17 protein-coding genes are annotated in these 18297 nt (G+C 63.0%); 10 read left to right on the top strand and 7 right to left on the bottom strand.

All coding sequences use genetic code 11. The annotated features are described in order from the left end of the window. Together V3C40_RS14915 and V3C40_RS14910 are read right to left on the bottom strand one after the other, a co-directional pair. Positions 1-1134: an ABC transporter permease gene (locus V3C40_RS14915; RefSeq protein WP_051991939.1), complete on the bottom strand. Its 1134-nt coding sequence runs from the start codon at positions 1132-1134 to the stop codon at positions 1-3. 174 nt (positions 1135-1308) lie between these two features. After that, positions 1309-2358: a sugar ABC transporter substrate-binding protein gene (locus tag V3C40_RS14910; RefSeq protein WP_034757655.1), complete on the bottom strand. Its 1050-nt coding sequence runs from the start codon at positions 2356-2358 to the stop codon at positions 1309-1311. 248 nt (positions 2359-2606) lie between these two features. Between V3C40_RS14910 and V3C40_RS14905 the strand changes: the two genes are divergently transcribed. Genes V3C40_RS14905 through V3C40_RS14895 form a run of 3 tightly spaced genes read left to right on the top strand, consistent with a single transcriptional unit; the run spans position 2607 to position 5515 of the window. Next, positions 2607-3473, top strand: a complete 867-nt coding sequence (locus V3C40_RS14905) for a MurR/RpiR family transcriptional regulator (protein ID WP_034757651.1) — start codon at positions 2607-2609, stop codon at positions 3471-3473. Further along, positions 3466-4458, top strand: coding sequence for an inositol 2-dehydrogenase (iolG, locus tag V3C40_RS14900; protein WP_331777889.1), 993 nt, complete (start codon positions 3466-3468; stop codon positions 4456-4458). Before V3C40_RS14905 ends, iolG begins: the two co-directional genes overlap by 8 nt. 34 nt (positions 4459-4492) lie before the next feature. Beyond that, the gene (locus V3C40_RS14895) at positions 4493-5515 is read left to right on the top strand and encodes a Gfo/Idh/MocA family oxidoreductase (RefSeq protein WP_070303056.1); all 1023 of its coding nucleotides are present in this window, start codon (positions 4493-4495) and stop codon (positions 5513-5515) included. A 15-nt stretch (positions 5516-5530) separates the two neighbouring features. Here the strand turns inward: V3C40_RS14895 and V3C40_RS14890 are convergent, their stop codons facing one another. Next, the gene (locus V3C40_RS14890) at positions 5531-5866 is read right to left on the bottom strand and encodes a helix-turn-helix domain-containing transcriptional regulator (RefSeq protein ID WP_331777844.1); all 336 of its coding nucleotides are present in this window, start codon (positions 5864-5866) and stop codon (positions 5531-5533) included. Further along, positions 5835-6212 carry a type II toxin-antitoxin system RelE/ParE family toxin gene (locus tag V3C40_RS14885; protein ID WP_442907266.1) on the bottom strand — a complete coding sequence of 126 codons (378 nt, stop codon included), beginning with the start codon at positions 6210-6212 and terminating at the stop codon, positions 5835-5837. The genes V3C40_RS14890 and V3C40_RS14885 overlap by 32 nt, the downstream gene beginning before the upstream one ends. A gap of 249 nt (positions 6213-6461) precedes the next feature. On the opposite strand from V3C40_RS14885, the gene V3C40_RS14880 reads away from it, so the two are divergent. Beyond that, the gene (locus V3C40_RS14880; RefSeq protein WP_331777843.1) at positions 6462-7682 is read left to right on the top strand and encodes a hypothetical protein; all 1221 of its coding nucleotides are present in this window, start codon (positions 6462-6464) and stop codon (positions 7680-7682) included. Between the two features lie 12 nt (positions 7683-7694). Here V3C40_RS14880 and V3C40_RS14875 read toward each other — a convergent pair whose 3' ends face one another. Genes V3C40_RS14875 through V3C40_RS14865 form a run of 3 tightly spaced genes read right to left on the bottom strand, consistent with a single transcriptional unit; the run spans position 7695 to position 11167 of the window. Further along, on the bottom strand, positions 7695-9158 hold the full coding sequence (locus V3C40_RS14875; RefSeq protein ID WP_331777842.1) for an ATP-binding protein: 1464 nt from the start codon (positions 9156-9158) through the stop codon (positions 7695-7697). Next, the gene (locus V3C40_RS14870; RefSeq protein WP_034757625.1) at positions 9151-9864 is read right to left on the bottom strand and encodes a response regulator; all 714 of its coding nucleotides are present in this window, start codon (positions 9862-9864) and stop codon (positions 9151-9153) included. The genes V3C40_RS14875 and V3C40_RS14870 overlap by 8 nt, the downstream gene beginning before the upstream one ends. Next, positions 9839-11167, bottom strand: coding sequence for an ABC transporter substrate-binding protein (locus tag V3C40_RS14865; RefSeq protein ID WP_331777841.1), 1329 nt, complete (start codon positions 11165-11167; stop codon positions 9839-9841). The genes V3C40_RS14870 and V3C40_RS14865 overlap by 26 nt, the downstream gene beginning before the upstream one ends. Before the next feature lie 355 nt (positions 11168-11522). Between V3C40_RS14865 and V3C40_RS14860 the strand changes: the two genes are divergently transcribed. The 6 genes from V3C40_RS14860 (at position 11523) to V3C40_RS14835 (ending at position 18261) form a co-directional block, all read left to right on the top strand. Continuing rightward, positions 11523-12785 carry an ABC transporter substrate-binding protein gene (locus V3C40_RS14860; RefSeq protein WP_331777840.1) on the top strand — a complete coding sequence of 421 codons (1263 nt, stop codon included), beginning with the start codon at positions 11523-11525 and terminating at the stop codon, positions 12783-12785. Positions 12786-12899: 114 nt separating this feature from the next. Beyond that, positions 12900-13814 (top strand): carbohydrate ABC transporter permease, encoded by a 915-nt coding sequence (locus V3C40_RS14855; protein ID WP_046685503.1) that lies wholly within the window; start codon positions 12900-12902, stop codon positions 13812-13814. 8 nt (positions 13815-13822) lie between these two features. Continuing rightward, the gene (locus V3C40_RS14850; protein WP_331777839.1) at positions 13823-14662 is read left to right on the top strand and encodes a carbohydrate ABC transporter permease; all 840 of its coding nucleotides are present in this window, start codon (positions 13823-13825) and stop codon (positions 14660-14662) included. A 10-nt stretch (positions 14663-14672) separates the two neighbouring features. Then, positions 14673-15806 carry an ABC transporter ATP-binding protein gene (locus tag V3C40_RS14845; protein ID WP_331777838.1) on the top strand — a complete coding sequence of 378 codons (1134 nt, stop codon included), beginning with the start codon at positions 14673-14675 and terminating at the stop codon, positions 15804-15806. A 91-nt stretch (positions 15807-15897) separates the two neighbouring features. Continuing rightward, positions 15898-17133 carry a maltoporin gene (locus tag V3C40_RS14840; protein ID WP_034757610.1) on the top strand — a complete coding sequence of 412 codons (1236 nt, stop codon included), beginning with the start codon at positions 15898-15900 and terminating at the stop codon, positions 17131-17133. 99 nt (positions 17134-17232) lie between these two features. Beyond that, complete coding sequence (locus V3C40_RS14835; protein ID WP_331777837.1) at positions 17233-18261, top strand: ParB/Srx family N-terminal domain-containing protein; 1029 nt, start codon at positions 17233-17235, stop codon at positions 18259-18261. Positions 18262-18297: the final 36 nt, after the last annotated feature.

Raw genomic sequence — 18297 nt, 5'->3', positions numbered from 1 at the left:
TTATCTCGCTTCCGTGACGCGTGAGCGTACAAAGTTATTGAACAGCACCGCGATCAGCAGCATCACGCCGAGGAACACGCGGAACCAGTCCGAATTGATGTTGGTATAAGTGATGCCGATCTGCACCACACCGAAGATCAGCGCGCCGAAGCAGGCGCCGACGACGGAACCGTAGCCGCCCGTCAGCAAGGCGCCGCCGATGACGGCCGCGATGATGGCTTCGAATTCCTTTTGCATGCCGCGGTCGGCGGCGGCCGACCCCACGTCGCATACTTGCAAGGTGGCAAACAGGCAGGCGCAGAAGGCCGTGAAGACGAACAGTGAAATTTTCACTTTACGCACCGGCACGCCTACATTCTTGGCCGCGTTGGCGTCGCCGCCCACGGCGAACATCCAGTTGCCGAAGCGGGTACGCGACAACACGAACGCGGCACCGGCAGCCAGCACCAGCCACCAGGCGATGACTTTCGGAATGCCTTTCACCAGCGGCGAGCCGTCGTCGAGCACGGCGATCCAGCCATGCGCGCCCATCCACTGGAACAGGCCAGTGGCCACATTGCCGTGGAACAGCAGGCTGGCCAGCCAGTCCTGCGCCGCCAGGTCGCCCACGCCGCTGACGATGGTGCGGTTGGCGAACATGATCGACAGGGCCAAGGTCAGGCCGCGCAGGATGAACAGGAATGCCAGGGTAACGATGAACGATGGCAGGCGCGTCTTGATGACGATGTAGCCGTTGAGCCAGCCCAGCGCCATGGAACCGGCGAAGGCGAAAATAATGGCGGCCCACAGTGGCCAGTGGAAATAGATGGTCGGGATGGCGATCATCATGCCGGCAAAGCCGATCATGGAGCCGATCGACAGGTCGAATTCACCGGCGATCATCAGCAGGCAGGCACCGATGGCGATGATGCCCAGGTAGGACGCCACTTGCATCCAGTTGACGACGCCATCGAGGTTGAACATGCCGGAATCGCCGGCCGTGATGACGAAGAAGGCAAACACGAGCACCGCGCCGGAAATCGAGGCGAACTCGGGGCGGCCAAAAAACCGTTTGACCCAGCTGGTCGTGCCCACGCGCTCGTCGGCGGCGGCAACTGGCTTGCTGGCGGCGCCGGGAGGCGGAGGAGGATTCATGCCGGGGCTAGCCAGGCTGGTTTTGAGCGCAGTCATACGATGTCCTTTCAGTGATACTTGTTACCAATTTCAATTACTTTCCTGCCAGCATCGCTGGCGCCAGGCGTGCTCCTCCCATTCGCCGCCCGCAGGTAGCGGTGCGGCGCTGGGCAAACCCGGTGGCGACTGTGTGGATTAGCGGTATTGGCCCGCGTATTTTTCGACCTTGGAAATGTTTTCCTTGGTCACGAAACCGGGGCCGGAGCTGATATGGCGTGGGCCGTAGATCGGGGTCAGGCCGTATTCCGCCAGGCGTGCCTGGTATTTCGGATTGGCGATCAGGATCTCCTTGACCTTGGCCAGGTCAGTGATCTTTTGCTGTTTCATGATGGCCATCACGGCGACAGGAATGTAGCCTTGCAGATAGGGCTGCTGGTCGATGGCGAACTGGATGCTGCCATCCTTGATGCCCTTGGCGATTTCTTCCGACAAGTCGAAGCTGGCGAAGTACATCTTGCCTTTCAAGCCCAGCTTCTCGACGGCGCGCATGGCGGCCGGCGCCGAATCCGGTCCCAGCGCCAGCACGGCCTGGGTCTTCGGATTGCTGCGCAGATAAGCGCTGACCTTGCTTTCGATGACGCCAGGGTCGACGCCATTGGTGTCGAGCGTGGACGATTTGAAGTCGACGCCGAGCGCATCGGCAAAACCGCGGCAGCGTTCGAACGACGACGCATTCATCGCATAGTGATTCACGCACACGAACGACTTGATGCCCGCTTCCTTGGCGCGCTTGCCGGCGCCCAGGCCCGCGTCATATTCGGGCTGGCCCACGTGCATGATGGCTTTCAACTGTTCGCTTTGCGCGATGGTGCCCGAATTGATGGTCACGAGCATGATTTTCTTGGCCACTACCGTACCCAGCGGTTTTTGCAGCACGCTGAAGTCGGCGATGTCGGCGATCAAGCCATCATAGTTGCGCGCGGCCGACTGCTCGATCAGGCGCGCCATGTCGGCCAGGTCGCCATTGGGCGGATTGCGGTAGTCGACGGACACGTTGAAGTCTTCACCGGCTTGCTTGATGGCGTTCTTGATGGTGTTCCACCAGGAATCGGAGTCCGGCGCGTGGCTGACCATGACGAATTTCTCGCCGGCAGCATGGCTGGCGCCCGTGCTCAAACCCAGGCTCAGGCCCAGGCTGGCGATGGCCAGGCACTTCATCAAACCCTTGCTTTTATTGCTATGCATGAATGTCTCCTAGACGGATTAATTTTTATAGTTGCGAGCTTTTATGAAGGGTGTCACCGGCCTGGCCTTGCGGCACACGAACCGATGCACTGCGCACAGCTTAGGCCACAAAAAAGACAAATGCAATAAAATTTTCAAAATAAATTTAAATAGAAATTCGTTTCTATTTTCAAGATTCCCTCCTATAATTCTCGCCAGAACCAGCCGCACGGAGACAGCGGCCCAGCAAGTACACCAAGGAAAAAATCATGGCAGCCACCGCCCCCATCGAACAACTGATGCAGCACATTGCCGCCGAGTACGACAACCTGTCGCGCCAGTTGAAAGTCATCGCCCAGTACATTGAAAAGCACCGGGCCAGCCTGATGCTCGAACGCATCAGCGACATCGCCGCCGCCTGCGACGTGCAGCCGTCCGCCATCGTGCGTTTCGCGCAGCGCTTTGGCTACACGGGCTTTTCCGAAATGCAAGACGTGTTCCGCCAGGCTTATACGGACCAGGCCGGCGCCACGCCCGACTACCAGCAGCGCATCCGCAAGCTGATCTCCACGCGCGACGCCGCCCTGAGCGCAGGCGACCTGACGCGCGAATTCGTCGGCGCCAGCCGCGCCGGTCTCGACGACCTGGCGGCCGGACTCGACGACGCGCAGCTGGAAGCGGCCGTCAACCTGCTGCTGAAAGCGGAAAATATCTATGTGATCGGCGTGCGCCGGTCCTTTCCGATCGCCTCCTACATCGCCTATGCGCTCGAACACACGGACAAGCGCGTGCACCTGATTAGCGGACTGGGCGGCATGCACCGCGAACAGATGCGCAGCGTGCGCGAACGCGATGTGGCGATCGCCATCAGTTTCTCGCCTTACGGCAAGGAAACCCAGCAGTGCATCAAGGCGGCGCAAGACAAAGGCGCCAAGGTCCTTGTGATTACCGACAGCAAGCTGGCCCCGCTCGCGCGGGCCGCCGACGCGCTGCTCACCGTCACCGAGGGCAGCGCCTTCGCCTTCCGCTCGCTGACCAGCACCATCTGCCTGTGCCAGGCGCTGTTCATCGCGCTGGCCTACAAATTAGAGCTCGACATCGAAGAAATCCACACCCCAGGAGAACATGATGATTGAAGTAGCGTTGTTCGGCGCCGGACGCATCGGCAAAATCCACGCGGCCAACCTGGCTGCCCAACCCGGCGTGCAGTTCAAGTACGTGGTTGACGTCAACCAGGAAGCGGCCGCCGCGCTGGCCGGCCTGCATGGCGGCAGCAGCGCCACGGTTGAGGCGGCATTGGCCGACCCGGCCATCAAGGCCGTCGTCATTGCCTCGAGCACGGACACGCACGCGGACCTGATCCTGCGCTCGGCCGCCGCCGGCAAGGCCATCTTTTGCGAAAAACCCGTCGACCTGACCATCGACCGGGCGCGCGCCTGCGCCGCCGCCGTCAAGGAAGCCAAGGTGCTGTGCATGCTGGGTTTCCAGCGCCGCTACGATCCCACTTTCAATGCCGTCAAGACACGCATTGAAGCGGGCGAGATCGGCACGCCGGAGTTACTCATCGTCACCAGCCGCGACCCGGGTCCGCCACCGGTCAGCTACATCAAGGTCTCGGGCGGCATCTTCAAGGATATGCTGATCCACGATTTCGACATCTTCCGCTGGATACTCGACGATGAAGCCGTCAGCGTGCACGCCACGGGCAGTTGCCTCGTCGATCCGGCCATCGGTGTAGCGGGCGACCTGGACACGGCCGTCGTCACCATCCGCACGGCCAAGGGACGCTTGTGCCAGATCAATGCCTCGCGCCGCGCTGCCTACGGCTATGACCAGCGTTTTGAGGTGCTGGGCAGCGCCGGCATGCTGCAGGCGGGCAACCACAAGCCGACGGAAGTGACGGCCTATGGTTCGGTGAACGTCAGCGTCGACAGGCCGGAAGATTTCTTCCTGGAACGTTATCGCGTGGCCTACGCGCAGGAAATGGCGCACTTCTTTGACGCCCTCACCCACGGCACGCCGCTGCGCACGACCGTCCACGATGGCTTGAAGGCGCTGGAACTGGCCGAGGCGGCCACCCTGTCGTGGCGCGAGGGTCGTGTCGTGACCCTGGCGTCGTAACTTTATAAACAACAATAAAAAATCTGGAGACACCATGTCATCCCCAACATTAAAAGTCGGCATCGTCGGCCTGGGCCGGCTGGGCCAGCGCCACGCCATCAACCTGGCGCAGCGCGTGCCGAATGCCGAAGTCGTGGCCGCCTGCAGCCCCGTGCCAGCCGAACTGGACTGGGCCGCCAGCCAGCTCGGCATCACTACCGGCTATGCCGATTACGACGCCCTGCTGGCCCACCCGGGCCTGGACGCCGTCTTCCTCGTCACGCCCACCTCGCTGCATGCGGACCAGATCATCGCCGCCCTGCGTGCCGGCAAGCACGTTTTTTGCGAAAAACCGCTGTCGCTGGACCTGGCCGACTGCCTGAAGGTGGAAGCGGAAGCGGCGCGCCACCCGCAGTTGACGATCATGATCGGTTTCGTGCGCCGTTTTGACGCCAGCTACCATGACGCGCAGCAAAAGATCGCCCAGGGCCTCATCGGCAAGCCGTATCTAGTGCGTTCGCAAACCTGCGACCAGAACGACCCCAGCGGCGCCTTCATGCGCTTCGCCCCCACCAGCGGCGGCATCTTTCTCGATTGCAGCGTGCACGATATCGACCTGGCGCGCTGGCTGCTGGGCAACCCCGCACCCAAGCGCGTGTATGCGAGCGGCACCAACGCCATCCACACGGGCTTGCAGGCGTTCGGCGACGTCGACAACGGGCTGGCAACGGTCGAATTTTCCGATGGCAGCATGGCCAGCTTCATGGCCTCGCGCACCATGGCGCATGGCCATGAAACCCTGACGGAAGTGTTCGGCACGGGCGGCCGCCTGGCCGTGGGCAGCAATCCACGTCTGAACAGGGTGGAAATTTCAGATGCGCATGGCGTGCGCAATGAGTGCACGCCGGACTTCTATGCCCGCTTCGCCGACGCCTTCTTGATCGAGGCGCAGGAGTTTACGGATGCGGCACTGGGCCGGCGCACCTTGTCGCTGACCTTGCACGACGCGACGGAAGCGACGCGCATCGGCCTGGCCATGACGCAAGCGATGCGCGAGGCACGGCCAGTGGAGTTTTAAACCCAAGGCAGGGACTCAGGCAGCCGGTGCGGAAAATGGACGTTCGGGCTGCCTGGGTTCCACGGCCAGGCGCAAGCCCATGGCATCGAGGATGGCCGTCAAGGTACTCAGGGAGGGATTGCCATCGGGCGACAGGGTGCGGTACAGCTGGGTAGGGTTGAGCTTGGCCGCCTGCGCCACGGCGGGCACGCCGCCAAAGGCGCGCGTCAGCTGGCGCAGCACGGCCAGCAGTTCGCCATGGTCGCCATCGACGAGGATATTGTTGATCAGTTCAAGTGCGAAGGCGGGATCGTCGCGGTACAGTTCGGCCATCGCTTCATCATGCGAGCGGTCTCTTGGTGGTTTGTTCATGACCTGTTTCACGTCCTCTTTCATGTCCTCTCTCCTTCCAGTCGTGCCAGCAGGCACAGGCGTATTCGATGTCTTTCGACTGCGTGCGCTTGTCGCCACCACACAGCAATAAAATAATCTGGCCCTCGTCGATGGCATAGTAAATACGATAACCGGCGCCCACATCGATGCGCAATTCCCACACGCCGTCGTGGCAAAATTTATGGTCGCCAAAATTACCGGGCATCATACGCAGCACGCGTCGTGCGATGGCCACCCTGGCCGTATTGTCGCGCTGCCGCTTCAGCCATTCCGTATATAAATCCCTGCCCGATGACGTCAGGTAGTGCCGGATCTCGTACATCATATTCGTCCATAAACGAAGAAAGATCAAGGTGAAAATCACGTGTATGCGAAAAAAAGAGGACCACGCCATCTTGCTACCAAAACCGCACGCTCAGGCCACGAACGCCGGGTTCACTGAGCTATATCAAGATGCATTTTTCTAATTGTTATAGGGAAATGAGGCCGCCCGTCCGTGCTCCGTATCCGTGCCTCGCTCCAGCCTGTTGCGCTATACAATAAGCACCTGCCCAACCGCAAAAACCAGGCCACCATGACGAACAACGACAGCAACTCTCCTACTCTCGCCGGCGTGGCCGAACGCTACGTCAAACTGGTTCTGGCCATGGGCCAGCATGATGCCTCGTATGTGGACGCCTATTACGGCCCACCCGCGTGGCAACAGGAAGCGGTGGAACAGCAACTGGGTTTAAGCGACATAAAGGCCGCGACGGACAAGGCGCTGGCCCTGCTGGCCGACGCCCCCTGCCTGCGCGCCCTCAACCTGCGCAAGCAGCTGCAAGCCGTCATGGCACGCGCGGAGATGCTGCAGGGATCGCGCCTTGATTTCGATACGGAAAGCGCGCGCCTGTACGACGCCGTCTCGCCCCATCACAGCCGCGCATACTATGCAACACTGGTGGCGCAGATCGACGCGCTGCTGCCTGGCGACGGCACGGTCAGCGACAGGGTCAACGCCTTGCGCGCACAGCTCATCATTCCCGCCGACAAGCTGCACGCCGTCATGGATGCGGCCATCCGCTCGGGCCGCGAACGCACCTTGCGCTACATCGCCCTGCCCGAGGGCGAAGATTTCATATTGGAATTTGTCACCGACAAGCCGTGGAGCGGCTACAACTGGTACAAGGGCAACTACCAGAGCGTGATCCAGATCAATACGGACTTGCCCGTGTACATCGATCGCGCCGTCGATCTCGGCTGCCACGAAGCGTATCCGGGCCACCACGTCTACAACGTGCTGCTCGAGCGCGACCTGGTGCGAGGCAAGGGCTGGATGGAGTACTGCATCTATCCGCTGTATTCGCCGCAATCGTTGATCGCCGAAGGCACAGCCAATTACGGCATCGAACTGAGTTTTACGGATGAAGAACGGCTGGCTTTCGAACAACAGGTGCTGTACCCGCTGGCCGGCCTCGACCCGGCGCTGGCGCCCCGCTATGCGCAACTCAACGCGCTGCTGGCCAAACTCGGCTATGCCGACAACGACATCGCGCGCCAATACCTTGAAGGCAGCCTGAGCCGCGAAGAAGCGCTGGAATGGCTGGTCAACGTCCGCCTGTACCCGGCCGAGAAATCCGCGCAGCGCCTGCAGTTCTATGATGCCATGGGTGCGTACGTCATCAATTACAACCTGGGCCAGGACATGGCGAAAGCCTATGTCGAGCGCCAGGGCGCGACGCGCGCAGCACACTGGACCGCCTTCCGCGACCTGATGTCCTCGCCGCGCGTGCCCAGCGCACTGCTGGCCGGGTAAAGCTGACGTCGCTTACTGGGCCGGCAGGCGGATGGTCGCTTCCAGGCCGCCGTCGCGGTGGTTGGCCAGGGTCAGCTCGCCGCCGTGAGCCTGGACGATGCTGCGCGCGATACCGAGCCCCAATCCCATGCCATGCGCGTTTTGCTCGCGGCCATGTTCCAGGCGCACATAGGGCTGGAACAGGCTGGCGAACGCCTCTTCGGCCACGCCAGGGCCATCATCGCGGATGCGGATGACCACGTTGGCGCCCTCGCGGCACGCCGACAAATGGGCGGTCTTGCCGTAAAACAGGGCATTGTCGAGCAAGTTGCCGATGGCGCGCTTCAAGGCCAGAGGCTTGGCCTTCACGCTCAGGTCCGTCCCCACGTAATGCACTTCATGGCCTGCCAGCTGTGTCCCGCGCACCATGCGCTGCAGCAAGGGGTCCAGGCGCACCTCGGTGGCGTTTTCATGGATGTCGCTATCCTTCACGCATTGCAGCGCCCCCTTGACCATCATGTCCAGCTCATCGAGGTCATCGTGGAATTCGTTGCGCTGCACGTCGTCGTCGAGCAATTCCGTGCGCAATTTCAGGCGCGTGATGGGTGTGCGCAAGTCGTGCGAAATCGAAACGAACAGCCGTTCGCGGTCTTCCAGGTAGCGCTGGATGCGTTCGCGCATGCCGCTGAAGGCGCGCGCCGTCTGCACGAACTCGCGGCTGCCCGTCTGCGGCAGGGGCGGCGGCGTCTCGCCACGGCCAAACGCTTCGGCCGCGTCCGACAGGGCCGCCAGCGGCCGTGTGGTCCAGCGTACGACGAGGATCGACAGCAGCAGCACAGCCGCCAGCGACAACGCTTGCAGCAATACCCGGTCGAGTGTCCACGGATTACTGCTTTGCAAGAAATACGGGTTGGGCATCAGTGCCGCCAAGTACAGCCAGTTGCCCGGCTCCAGCTCGGCCTGGATCACGAGGACGGGCGCGGGATTCGGTTTCAGCAGCAAGATGTGCTGGACCCAGTTTTCCGGCAAGTCGCCGATGTGCGCGCCGCTGTCGGCCACCACCAGGTCGCTCGGCCAGGCGAAGCCCACGCGGTAGCCGGCCAGCTGCGGCAAGTCGCTCTTCAGCGCCGCACCCACCGTGGCCACCACCGTATCGGCCAGCGCGTGCGGGGCGATTTCGCGGATGGCCAGCGGCCCCTGGTTGACATTGACAAAGAATCGCGTGCCACCCATCTCGCGAAATTGCTGGATCAGGATGGGGCGGTAGTTGGCCGGCAGGCTGAGAAAGAAACGGATGGTGCTGGCGGCGCTGCGGGCCAGGTGCTGCGACGCCATGCGCGCCTCCACGGCCGAGTCGCGGCGCAGCTGCGTGGCCCAGATCAGGTTGCCCACCAGTTGCGTGGCCAGCACGCCGGCCACCATCACCACGGACAGGCGGCCCAGCAGCGATGACGGCAGCAGACGCTCGAGCAACCGGCGCACGCCCCGCTCAGGCATGCCCACTGCTCACGTCGGCCGAAAACACATAACCGGCGCCGCGCACCGTCTTGATCAGCATGGGCTGCTTGCCATCGTCCTTCAGGCGCAGCCGCAGCCGGCTCACCTGCACGTCGAGCGAGCGGTCGAGCGGCCCCGCGTCGCGCCCCCGCGTCTGTTCGCACAGCACGCTGCGGTCGAGGATATCGCCCGGATGCTCGACAAAGTAGCGCAGCAGCTGGAAATCGAGGCCCGTCAGCTGCAGCGCTTCGCCGTCGGCATCCGTCACCGTGCGCTCGAGCGTGTCGAGCGTGAAGCCGACGAAGCGGTAATAGCGGGGCGGCGCGGCCGCGTCGATGCCCGTGCGGCGGTGGATGGCCTTGATGCGCGCCAGCAATTCGCGCGGACTGTAGGGCTTGGCGATGTAGTCGTCGGCGCCCAGTTCCAGCCCCACCACCCGGTCCGTCTCGTCGGAGCTGGCCGTCAGCATGATGATGGGCACGTTCGAGCGGGCGCGCACCACCTTGCACAGGGCAAAGCCATCCGTGTCGGGCAGCATCACGTCGAGGATCACCAGCGACAGGCTGTCGACGTGGCGGTGGAATTCGGCCAGGAAGGTGGCGCCATCGTGCGCCAGGCCCACCTCGTACTGGTTCTTTTCCAGGTAGGCCTTCAATAGCATGCGGGTCTTTTGATCGTCGTCAACGACGAGGATTTTGCGTGACATGGTCTCGTCCTTTTTTATTCAGCGCTTGCAACATGCTGCCGATGCGGCGTTGGGCGTCGGCCGCGCTGATCGTCTCATCGAGGAAATAGCGGTGCACTTCGGCGATGATGGCGTCCTTGCTGGTTTCATCGGTGGCCATGCGGTGCACGAGGCTGGGCGCCTGGAACGCGGCGCCGCGCGCGAATGCCTGCGCCGAGGCGCGCGCGCAGCTGTCCAGGCGCGACAGGTCGGCCTGGCGCAAGGCGGGAATCGAGCCCTTCACCTGGCTGTATTCGAGCTGCACGGGCAGCGAAGCGACCACCTGCGCCAGCTTTTCCTGCGCGCCCTGGTGCGTGTAGTCGGAGGCGAACATGGCCAGCGTATCGATGCTGTACAGGTGGTAGTCGCCCGTGTCGGGCGCGGCGGCGCAGCCGAATACCTCGTCCGTGGCGCGGCCCCAGGCATTCAGCTCGCCCTTGACCCAGTCGCCCATGATGTACATGGCCGCCTCGCCGTCGCCCACCTGGCGCGCCATTTCGGGCCAGCCCTGTTCGCGCAGCGGCGTGCCCATCCATTGTTTCAGCGATCTCAAGCGCTGCAAGGCGTGGCGCAGGCGCGGGTCCGCATACGCCTCGGCTTTCTTGTCGACAAACAGGGCGCGGTAATACGCGGGTCCCGATTCAGCCAGCACCAGCGTTTCAAACAGGGTCGCCACCTGCCACGCTTCGCTGCTTTGCGCCAGCGGCGTGATGCCGGCCTGACGCAGCTTGCCGGCCACGCGCTCGAAGTCGCTCCAGCTGCGCGGCACGGCCAGGCCCAGGCGCTGGAAGATCTTGCGGTTGTAAAACAGGGTATTGATGCGGTGGATGCCGGCCGGCACGCCCATCGTATGGCCGCGGTTTTGCAGCAAGCCCCACACGGTGGGATACATGGTTGCGCGCCAGCTGTTGCTGGCGGCGACGCTGTCGAGTTGCAGCAGCAGACCCAGGTCGCTCCACTCGCCCAGGGTATAGCCGATCAGCTGCATGACTTCCGGCGATTTGCCGGCCAGCACGCGGCTCTTCAAGACCTTGCCCGCGCCGACCCCGGCGCCGCCCGCGATGGCCGCGTCACGCCATTCGACGCCTTCCTGCGCCAGGCGCGCCACCAGCACGTCGGCGGCGCGGCGTTCGCCTGCCGAGGTCCACCAGTGCAGCACTTGCAGCGCTTCGGCCCGCGCCGGCACGCCGCTGCACATGAAGGCAAGCAGCGCCAGCGTCGCCACGCCGCGACGGCGGGCGGCCCCGGCATGGCGGTCGGCGGTGCTGTGCGGCGGCGTCTTCAATCCTATCCCCTTGTTCTTGTCGCGACAAACTATAGCCCAACTACAAAACAGCAGGTTGGTAATTTAGTCCCCTGATTTGTAAAGAAACGTGAGCTTTTGTTGCGCTACCTTGCGCACCGCACAAGGAGCCCCACGCGCCCGACGCCCCGCGCGGCGCGCCACGGCAGCGGACATCGGTAAGGAAAGGTAAGCAGGCAGATGTGCGCAGTATGAATTTATGCTTTCAAATCAACAGGATAGGCGATAGTCGCCGGTGCAACGCCGGACGCTGGCGTCACATTTCCCCCGATGCTACTGTCCGCCAACTGCAGCGTAACAGGCAGCCAAACAAGACCAACACCAACAAGGAGACGACATGCAACTGCATGCAAAAGGCGGCGTGGCCGCGCGCAATACATTGCTGGCCCTGCTGCTGGCCAGCGGCACGGCACAGGCGGGCACGCTCACCATCGAAAGCTGGCGCGTGGATGACAAGACCCTGTGGGAAACGGTGCTCATTCCCGCCTTCCAGAAAAAGCATCCTGGCATCGAGATCAAGTTCTCGCCCACGGCCCCCACCGAATACGATTCCACCCTGAACGCGCGCCTGAGCGGTGGCACGGCCGGCGACTTGCTGGCTTGCCGCCCGTTCGACGTCTCGCTGGCCCTGTACAAGCGGGGCCAGCTGGAAAAGCTCGACGGCAAGGCCGGCATGGACAACTTCCCCGCCTCGGCCAAGGTGGCGTGGCAGACGGACGATGGCAAGGACACCTTCTGCATGCCGATCGCGTCCGTCATGCATGGCTTCCTGTACAACAAAAAAATCTTCCGCGAACTGAAACTGCAGCCGCCCACCACGGAAGAGGAATTCTTCAAGGCGCTGGAAACGGTCAAGAAGAGCGGCAAATATGCGCCCCTGGCCCTGGGCACGGCCGACCAGTGGGAAGCGAACCAGGTGGTGTTCACCAGCATCGGCGCCAATTACTGGAAGGGCGAAGAGGGTCGCAAGGCGCTGATCGCCGGCAAGGCCAAATTTACCGATCCGCAATTCGTCGCCGCCTGGGAATATGAAGCCCGCCTGGGCAGCTATCTGTCCAAGGGCGCCAGCGCGCAAACCTATGGCGACAGCCAGAACCAGTTCGCGCTGGGCAAGGCCGCCATCTACCCGTCCGGCTCCTGGGACATCGCCTATTTCAAGCAAGACCCGGAACTGGAACTGGGCGCCTTCAACCCGCCCGTGCGCAAGGCTGGCGACAAGTGCTATATCTCGGACCACACGGACATCGGCATGAGCATCAACAAGAAGTCGAAGAACAAGGAAGACGCCTACAAATTCCTCGCCTGGCTCGGCTCGCAGGAATTCGCCGACATCTACACCAACAAGGTGACGGGCTTCTTTTCGCTGTCGAACCATTTGATCTCCATCAAGGATCCGCTGGCCAAGCAAATGAACGGCTGGCGCGCCAGTTGCGCCTCGACCATCCGCCTGAACGCGCAAATCCTCAACCGTGGCGAGCCGAGCATGGAAAACGAGCTGTGGAACGTCAACGCCCAGGTCTTGAACGGCAAACTGGCGCCGAAGGACGCGGCGCGCCAGATCCAGTCCGGCTTTGCCAAGTGGTACAAGCCGCAACAGTAATCACCACGTCTACCCTCCCGGAGCAACCGGCCTGAGCAGTGCGATGCGGCAGCCGGTGGCACGGTTTTGCCGGCGGCCCCGCCGCCGGTGCTTTTCTTCGTCTGGAGTTTCGCCGTGAAAAAAGCTTTCCCATGGCACGTCCTCGTGTTCCTGGCCCCGGCGCTGGTCATTTACTCGCTGTTCAGCGCCCTGCCCCTGGCCGATACCCTGCGCCTGGGCCTGTACACGACCGATGAGAGCGGGCAGCACCATTTTGCCGGCCTGGCCAACTACGCCACCATCCTGTTCGACCCGCAATGGTCGCAAAGTTTCTGGAATGCGATGTGGAACAACTGCAAGTTTTTCCTCATCCACATGCTGCTGCAAAACCCCATCGGCCTGCTGCTGGCAACCCTCTTCAGCCTCAAGGGTTTGAAGGGCGAGCGCAGCTACCGCACCCTGATCTTCCTGCCGACCCTGCTGTCCGTCGTCATCATCGGCTTCATCTGGCAGCTGATCTTGTCGCCGCTGTGGGGCGTGGGCCAGTCGCTGATGGATGGCGTGGGCATCGGCACTTACTTCGCGCCATGGCTGGGCCAGGAATCGACGGCCCTGCTGACCATCGCCCTCATTTCTGTTTGGCAATATATCGGCATCCCCATGATGCTGATCTATGCGGCCCTGCTGGCCGTGCCCGAGGAAATCATCGAGGCAGCCCACGCGGAAGGCGCCAGCGCCATGCGCATCTTCTGGCAAATCAAGCTGCCGCTGATCTGGCCCACCCTGGGGCTGGTGACCATCCTCACCTTTGTCGCCAACTTCAATGCCTTCGACCTCGTGTATTCCGTGAAAGGCGCGCTGGCGGGGCCGAACTACGCCACCGACATCCTCGGCACCTTCTTTTACCGCACCTTCTTCGGTTACCAGGCCCAGCTGGGCAGCCCCACCATGGGCGCCGCCGTGGCCACCATGATGTTCCTCGTGATCCTCGTGGGCGTGGGCGTGTATTTCTTTTTCGTGCAGCGCAAGCTGACACGCTACGAACTGTAAGGGCCGCCATGCGCAACGTTTCCACCCGCCCCCTGGGCCGCGCCGCCGTGCATGCGATCCTGGCCGGCTACACCATCATCGCCCTGTTCCCCATCGTCATGATCCTGATCAACTCCGTCAAGACGCGGGCCGCCATCTTCGACAATCCGCTGGCCTTGCCCACGCCTTCCACCTTTTCGCTCGTGGGCTTTCACAAGGTGCTGGCCAATTCCGACTTCCTGCTGTACTTCGGCAACAGCCTGTTCGTCACCCTGCTGTCGCTGCTGCTGATCGTGCTGTTCGGCGCCATGGCGGCCTGGGCCTTGTCCGAGTACACGTTTACGGGCAATCGCCTGCTGACCCTGTACCTGGCGCTGGGCATCATGATCCCCATCCGCCTGGGCACGGTCTCCATCCTGGAACTGGTGGTGCGGCTCGACCTGATCAACACCTTGACGGCGCTGGTGCTCGTGTACACGGCGCAGGGCCTGCCGCTGGCCGTGATGATTCTGTCCGAATTCGTGCGCCAGGTGCCGCGCGAACTGAAGGATGCGGCGCGCTGCGACGGCGTGGGCGAATTCGCCATCTTCTTCCAGGTGATCCTGCCCCTGATCCGCCCCGCCATCGCCACGGTGGCCGTGTTCACCATGATTCCGGCCTGGAACGACCTGTGGTTCCCGCTGATTCTGGCGCCATCGGACCGTACCAAGACCGTCACCCTGGGCGTGCAGCAATTCATCGGGCAATACGTGACGGACTGGAACTCCGTGCTGGCGGCGCTGTCGCTGGCCGTCATTCCCGTGCTCGTCATGTACGTCATTTTCTCTCGTCAACTGATCCGCGGCCTGACGTCCGGCGCGGTCAAATAATAGGTGCGCCATGGCCCATGTAAGCCTGCAACAACTGACCAAATCCTACGACGGCCGCCACAATGTGCTGGCCGGCATCGACCTCGACATCCGTGACGGTGAATTCGTCGTGCTGGTGGGTCCTTCCGGCTGCGGCAAATCGACCTTGCTGCGCATGCTGTGCGGCCTGGAAAGCATTTCGCAAGGGACATTGTCCATCGGCGGCAAGGTTGTCAACGACTTGCCGCCGGCCGAACGGGGCATCGCCATGGTTTTCCAGAGCTATGCGCTGTATCCGCACATGAGCGTGTACCGCAACATGGCGTTCGGCCTGAAGATCGCCGGCGCCAGCAAGGAAGCCATCGCCCAGCGCGTGCGCCACGCGGCCGCCATCCTGAAGATCGACCACCTGCTGGAACGCCTGCCGCGCGAACTGTCGGGCGGCCAGCGCCAGAGGGTGGCCATCGGCCGCGCCATCGTGCGCGAACCGCAGCTGTTCCTGTTCGACGAGCCGCTGTCGAACCTCGACGCGGCCCTGCGCGTGCAGACGCGGCTGGAAATCGCCAAGCTGCACCGCCAGTTGAACGCCACCATCGTCTACGTCACGCACGACCAGGTCGAGGCGATGACCCTGGGCGACAAGATCGTCGTCATGCATGGCGGCCATATCCAGCAGGCGGGCACGCCTTTGGAGCTGTACCAGCAGCCGGCGAACCGCTTCGTGGCCGGTTTCATCGGCGCGCCGATGATGAATTTCTTCGAAGGCAAGGTCGTCGCCGCACAGGACGATGGCGTGCGCGTGGCGCTGGCCAGCGGCCAGGAAATCACGGCCCTCGTCGACCCGGCCGGCCTGCATGCAGGCGACGCCGTCACGGTGGGCCTGCGGGCGGAACACATCCTCGAAAACGGCGACGGCAGCGCCCGCTTCCAGGGCGTCGTCAGCCTGGTGGAACACCTGGGCGAAGCCAACTTCATTTACCTGGCGCTGGACAACGGCCAGGAACTGGTGATACGCGGCGACGGCAACAACCGCGTGCCGCTGGGCCAGCCATTCACGGTCTCGGCCGCCAGCAGCGCCTTCCATTTGTTCGACGCGCAAGGCGTGGCGCGCACGCGGCGCCAGCCCGGCAACCTGATTTCATCGAAACAGATATTGGCCGCCTGAGCCTTTCTGCCCAGGCAGTTCCCCGATTGGATCGGCAGCGATCCGGTACGACGTGCTCAAGCACGCATTTTGATAACGACAAGGAGATTGTATGCAACACCCGATGAAGACCTCGCTGGCCCTGGCCTGCGCCATGCTGCTGGCCTGCGGCGCCGCCCACGCCAGCGATGCCGAAGGCGAATACCACGGCTACTTCCGCGCCGGCCTCGGCTCGAGTACGGACAGCCGCGGTCCGCAAAGCTGCTACGGCCTGGGCGGCAACACCATGCGCTACCGGCTCGGCAACGAATGCGACACCTATGGCGAATTCGAATACCAGAAGGAAATGGCCAAGTCGCCCAATGGCGTCAGCTTCGTCGGCCATATCATGGTGGCCGCCTATACGCCCAGCTCCGCCGTCAGCGATTCGGACCTGAGCATGTCCAAGATGTACGTGGAAGCGAAAAACATCGAAATCCTCAACGGCGGCACGGCCTGGATCGGCAAGCGCTACTACATGCGTCCCGACATCCACATGCTGGACTTGCAATACATTAATATGAACGGCACGGGCGGCGGCATCGACCAGTACAAGCTGGGACCGGGCCGCATCAGCTATGGTTTCTTCAAGGATAACGACAAGCCCGGCAACTCGGCCATCCGGCAAAACCTCGTCTACCAGGGCATCCCCATCAACCAGGATGGCACGCTGGAAGTGCTGACCACCCTGATCACACCCGACAAGAAGGACAGCACCTCGCACAGCGGCTGGCAAGCCACCGTGCTGCACAAGCAGGACAAGGTATGGGGCGGCGCCAACACCTTCGGCATCCAGTACGGCGTCGGGCCGGGCACGGGCGCCGGCGGCCAGTGCTGCAACCGCATGGGCACGACGGGCTCGATCCGCAACGGCAGCGACGTCACGCGCTTGCGCATCTTCAATTCGCTGTGGATACAGCCGACGCCGGAATGGAGCGCGGAAATGATCGCCATCGTGCAGCGCGACAAATCCGACGCCACGGGCGGCAGCTCGACCTGGACCACCCTGGGCGTGCGCCCCGTGTATGCCGTCAACGACAACTTCAAGCTGCAGTTCGAACTGGGCACGGACCGCGTGACCTCGCCCACGGGCGGCGCCGCGCAGCGCCTGACCAAGCTGACCTTTGCGCCCACCCTGACGGCGGGCAAGGGTTACTGGTCGCGCCCCGAGCTGCGCGCCTTTGTCACGTACGGCAAATGGAACGACGCCGCCACGGCCGCCGTCAACAAGGCCAATGAATCGGGTCCCGTGTATGGCAACGCCACCAGCGGCACCTCGTTCGGCCTGCAAGTGGAGACGTGGTTTTAAGAAGCTGTCTTGATATGGCGCAGTGCATGCGCCTGTCGGACTGCGCGAAATCGCGTGCCGCGCTATGCTGCACGCCATACCGCTCACTTCGGAGGCCGCATGCACGCCGCACTCCCCCGGGCCGCCGCCGCGCTGGCCCTCATTTTCGCCAGCATGGCATGGGCTCGCGATGCTGCCGTCGCGCCGGCACCGGTCCTCAGCGCGCGCCAGCAGGCGCTGATGGCCACCGTCGTGGGCAGCGCCGCCCATCCGCGCATCCTGCAGGTGCGCCTCGATGAACTGCATCCGACCCAGCCGGCCATCGGCTACGACCAGGTGTATTACAAGCTGGGACGCTATGCGGCCGAAGAAAAACACATCGCCGACATTGCCAAGCCAAAGAAATTCGCCGACCTGTGCGAAGCCAATGGCCAGGGCGACGTCTTGCCCAATACGGCCAATGTGACCGGCGCCACGCTCAGCGCGCCACCGGCCGGCTACCGCTGCAAGGCGGCCGTGGGCAGCCGTCCGGATGACATGAAGACCGTCGTCATCGGCCCGCACGGCATCGTGTATTTGACCGATGGCCACCACACGTTTTCCACATTTTGGGAGGCCGACGGCGGGCGCAATCGTCAAATGAAAGTCTGGGTCAAGGTCAGCGACAATTTCAGCGCGCTGGGCGAAGCGGCGTTCTGGACGCGCATGCGCGAGGAAAACAAGGTGCGGCTGAAAAACGGCCGCAACCAGGCCATCACGCCGCGGCAGCTGCCGCCCGCCATCGGCCTGCAGTCCCTGGGCGACGACCCATACCGCTCGCTCGTCTACTTTACGCGCGGAATCGGCTACGAGCCGCCGGAACACGCCACGGAATTTCTCGAGTTTTACTGGGCCGACTGGCTGCGCGGCATGCCGGCGCTGGACCTGGCGCGCGTCGACCTGCACGATCCCACCGCGTATGCGAATGCGATCCTGCTGGCCGCGCAGGCAATGGTGGCGCTGCAACCGGACGATATCGTCAGCGGCGGCAAGAGCGCGCGCGAACTGGGCGCCCTGCGGGAAGTCAACCGGGAAGCGTTCGATGAATTGATCGACGACAAGGGCAAGCTGCGCCACGCCATCGCCTATAAAAAATCGCTGGCGCAATAAGCGCGGCAGCGTAACAAGCTGCGTAAACGACAACGA

Source organism: Janthinobacterium sp. LS2A, assembly GCF_036543145.1.
GTDB classification, from domain to species: domain Bacteria; phylum Pseudomonadota; class Gammaproteobacteria; order Burkholderiales; family Burkholderiaceae_D; genus Janthinobacterium; species Janthinobacterium aestuarii.
Note: the sequence above shows the minus strand (reverse complement) of the source record. Positions and strands in the feature narration are given on the sequence as shown.

What these genes read in the sequence shown, in the direction of transcription:
- V3C40_RS14915 (WP_051991939.1), bottom strand. Translation starts at nt 1,134, where the DNA reads ATGAATCCTCCTCCGCCTCCCGGCGCCGCCAGCAAGCCAGTTGCCGCC.
- V3C40_RS14910 (WP_034757655.1), bottom strand. Translation starts at nt 2,358, where the DNA reads ATGCATAGCAATAAAAGCAAGGGTTTGATGAAGTGCCTGGCCATCGCC.
- V3C40_RS14905 (WP_034757651.1), top strand. Translation starts at nt 2,607, where the DNA reads ATGGCAGCCACCGCCCCCATCGAACAACTGATGCAGCACATTGCCGCC.
- iolG (WP_331777889.1), top strand. Translation starts at nt 3,466, where the DNA reads ATGATTGAAGTAGCGTTGTTCGGCGCCGGACGCATCGGCAAAATCCAC.
- V3C40_RS14895 (WP_070303056.1), top strand. Translation starts at nt 4,493, where the DNA reads ATGTCATCCCCAACATTAAAAGTCGGCATCGTCGGCCTGGGCCGGCTG.
- V3C40_RS14890 (WP_331777844.1), bottom strand. Translation starts at nt 5,866, where the DNA reads ATGAACAAACCACCAAGAGACCGCTCGCATGATGAAGCGATGGCCGAA.
- V3C40_RS14885 (WP_442907266.1), bottom strand. Translation starts at nt 6,212, where the DNA reads ATGATGTACGAGATCCGGCACTACCTGACGTCATCGGGCAGGGATTTA.
- V3C40_RS14880 (WP_331777843.1), top strand. Translation starts at nt 6,462, where the DNA reads ATGACGAACAACGACAGCAACTCTCCTACTCTCGCCGGCGTGGCCGAA.
- V3C40_RS14875 (WP_331777842.1), bottom strand. Translation starts at nt 9,158, where the DNA reads ATGCCTGAGCGGGGCGTGCGCCGGTTGCTCGAGCGTCTGCTGCCGTCA.
- V3C40_RS14870 (WP_034757625.1), bottom strand. Translation starts at nt 9,864, where the DNA reads ATGTCACGCAAAATCCTCGTCGTTGACGACGATCAAAAGACCCGCATG.
- V3C40_RS14860 (WP_331777840.1), top strand. Translation starts at nt 11,523, where the DNA reads ATGCAACTGCATGCAAAAGGCGGCGTGGCCGCGCGCAATACATTGCTG.
- V3C40_RS14850 (WP_331777839.1), top strand. Translation starts at nt 13,823, where the DNA reads ATGCGCAACGTTTCCACCCGCCCCCTGGGCCGCGCCGCCGTGCATGCG.
- V3C40_RS14845 (WP_331777838.1), top strand. Translation starts at nt 14,673, where the DNA reads ATGGCCCATGTAAGCCTGCAACAACTGACCAAATCCTACGACGGCCGC.
- V3C40_RS14840 (WP_034757610.1), top strand. Translation starts at nt 15,898, where the DNA reads ATGCAACACCCGATGAAGACCTCGCTGGCCCTGGCCTGCGCCATGCTG.
- V3C40_RS14835 (WP_331777837.1), top strand. Translation starts at nt 17,233, where the DNA reads ATGCACGCCGCACTCCCCCGGGCCGCCGCCGCGCTGGCCCTCATTTTC.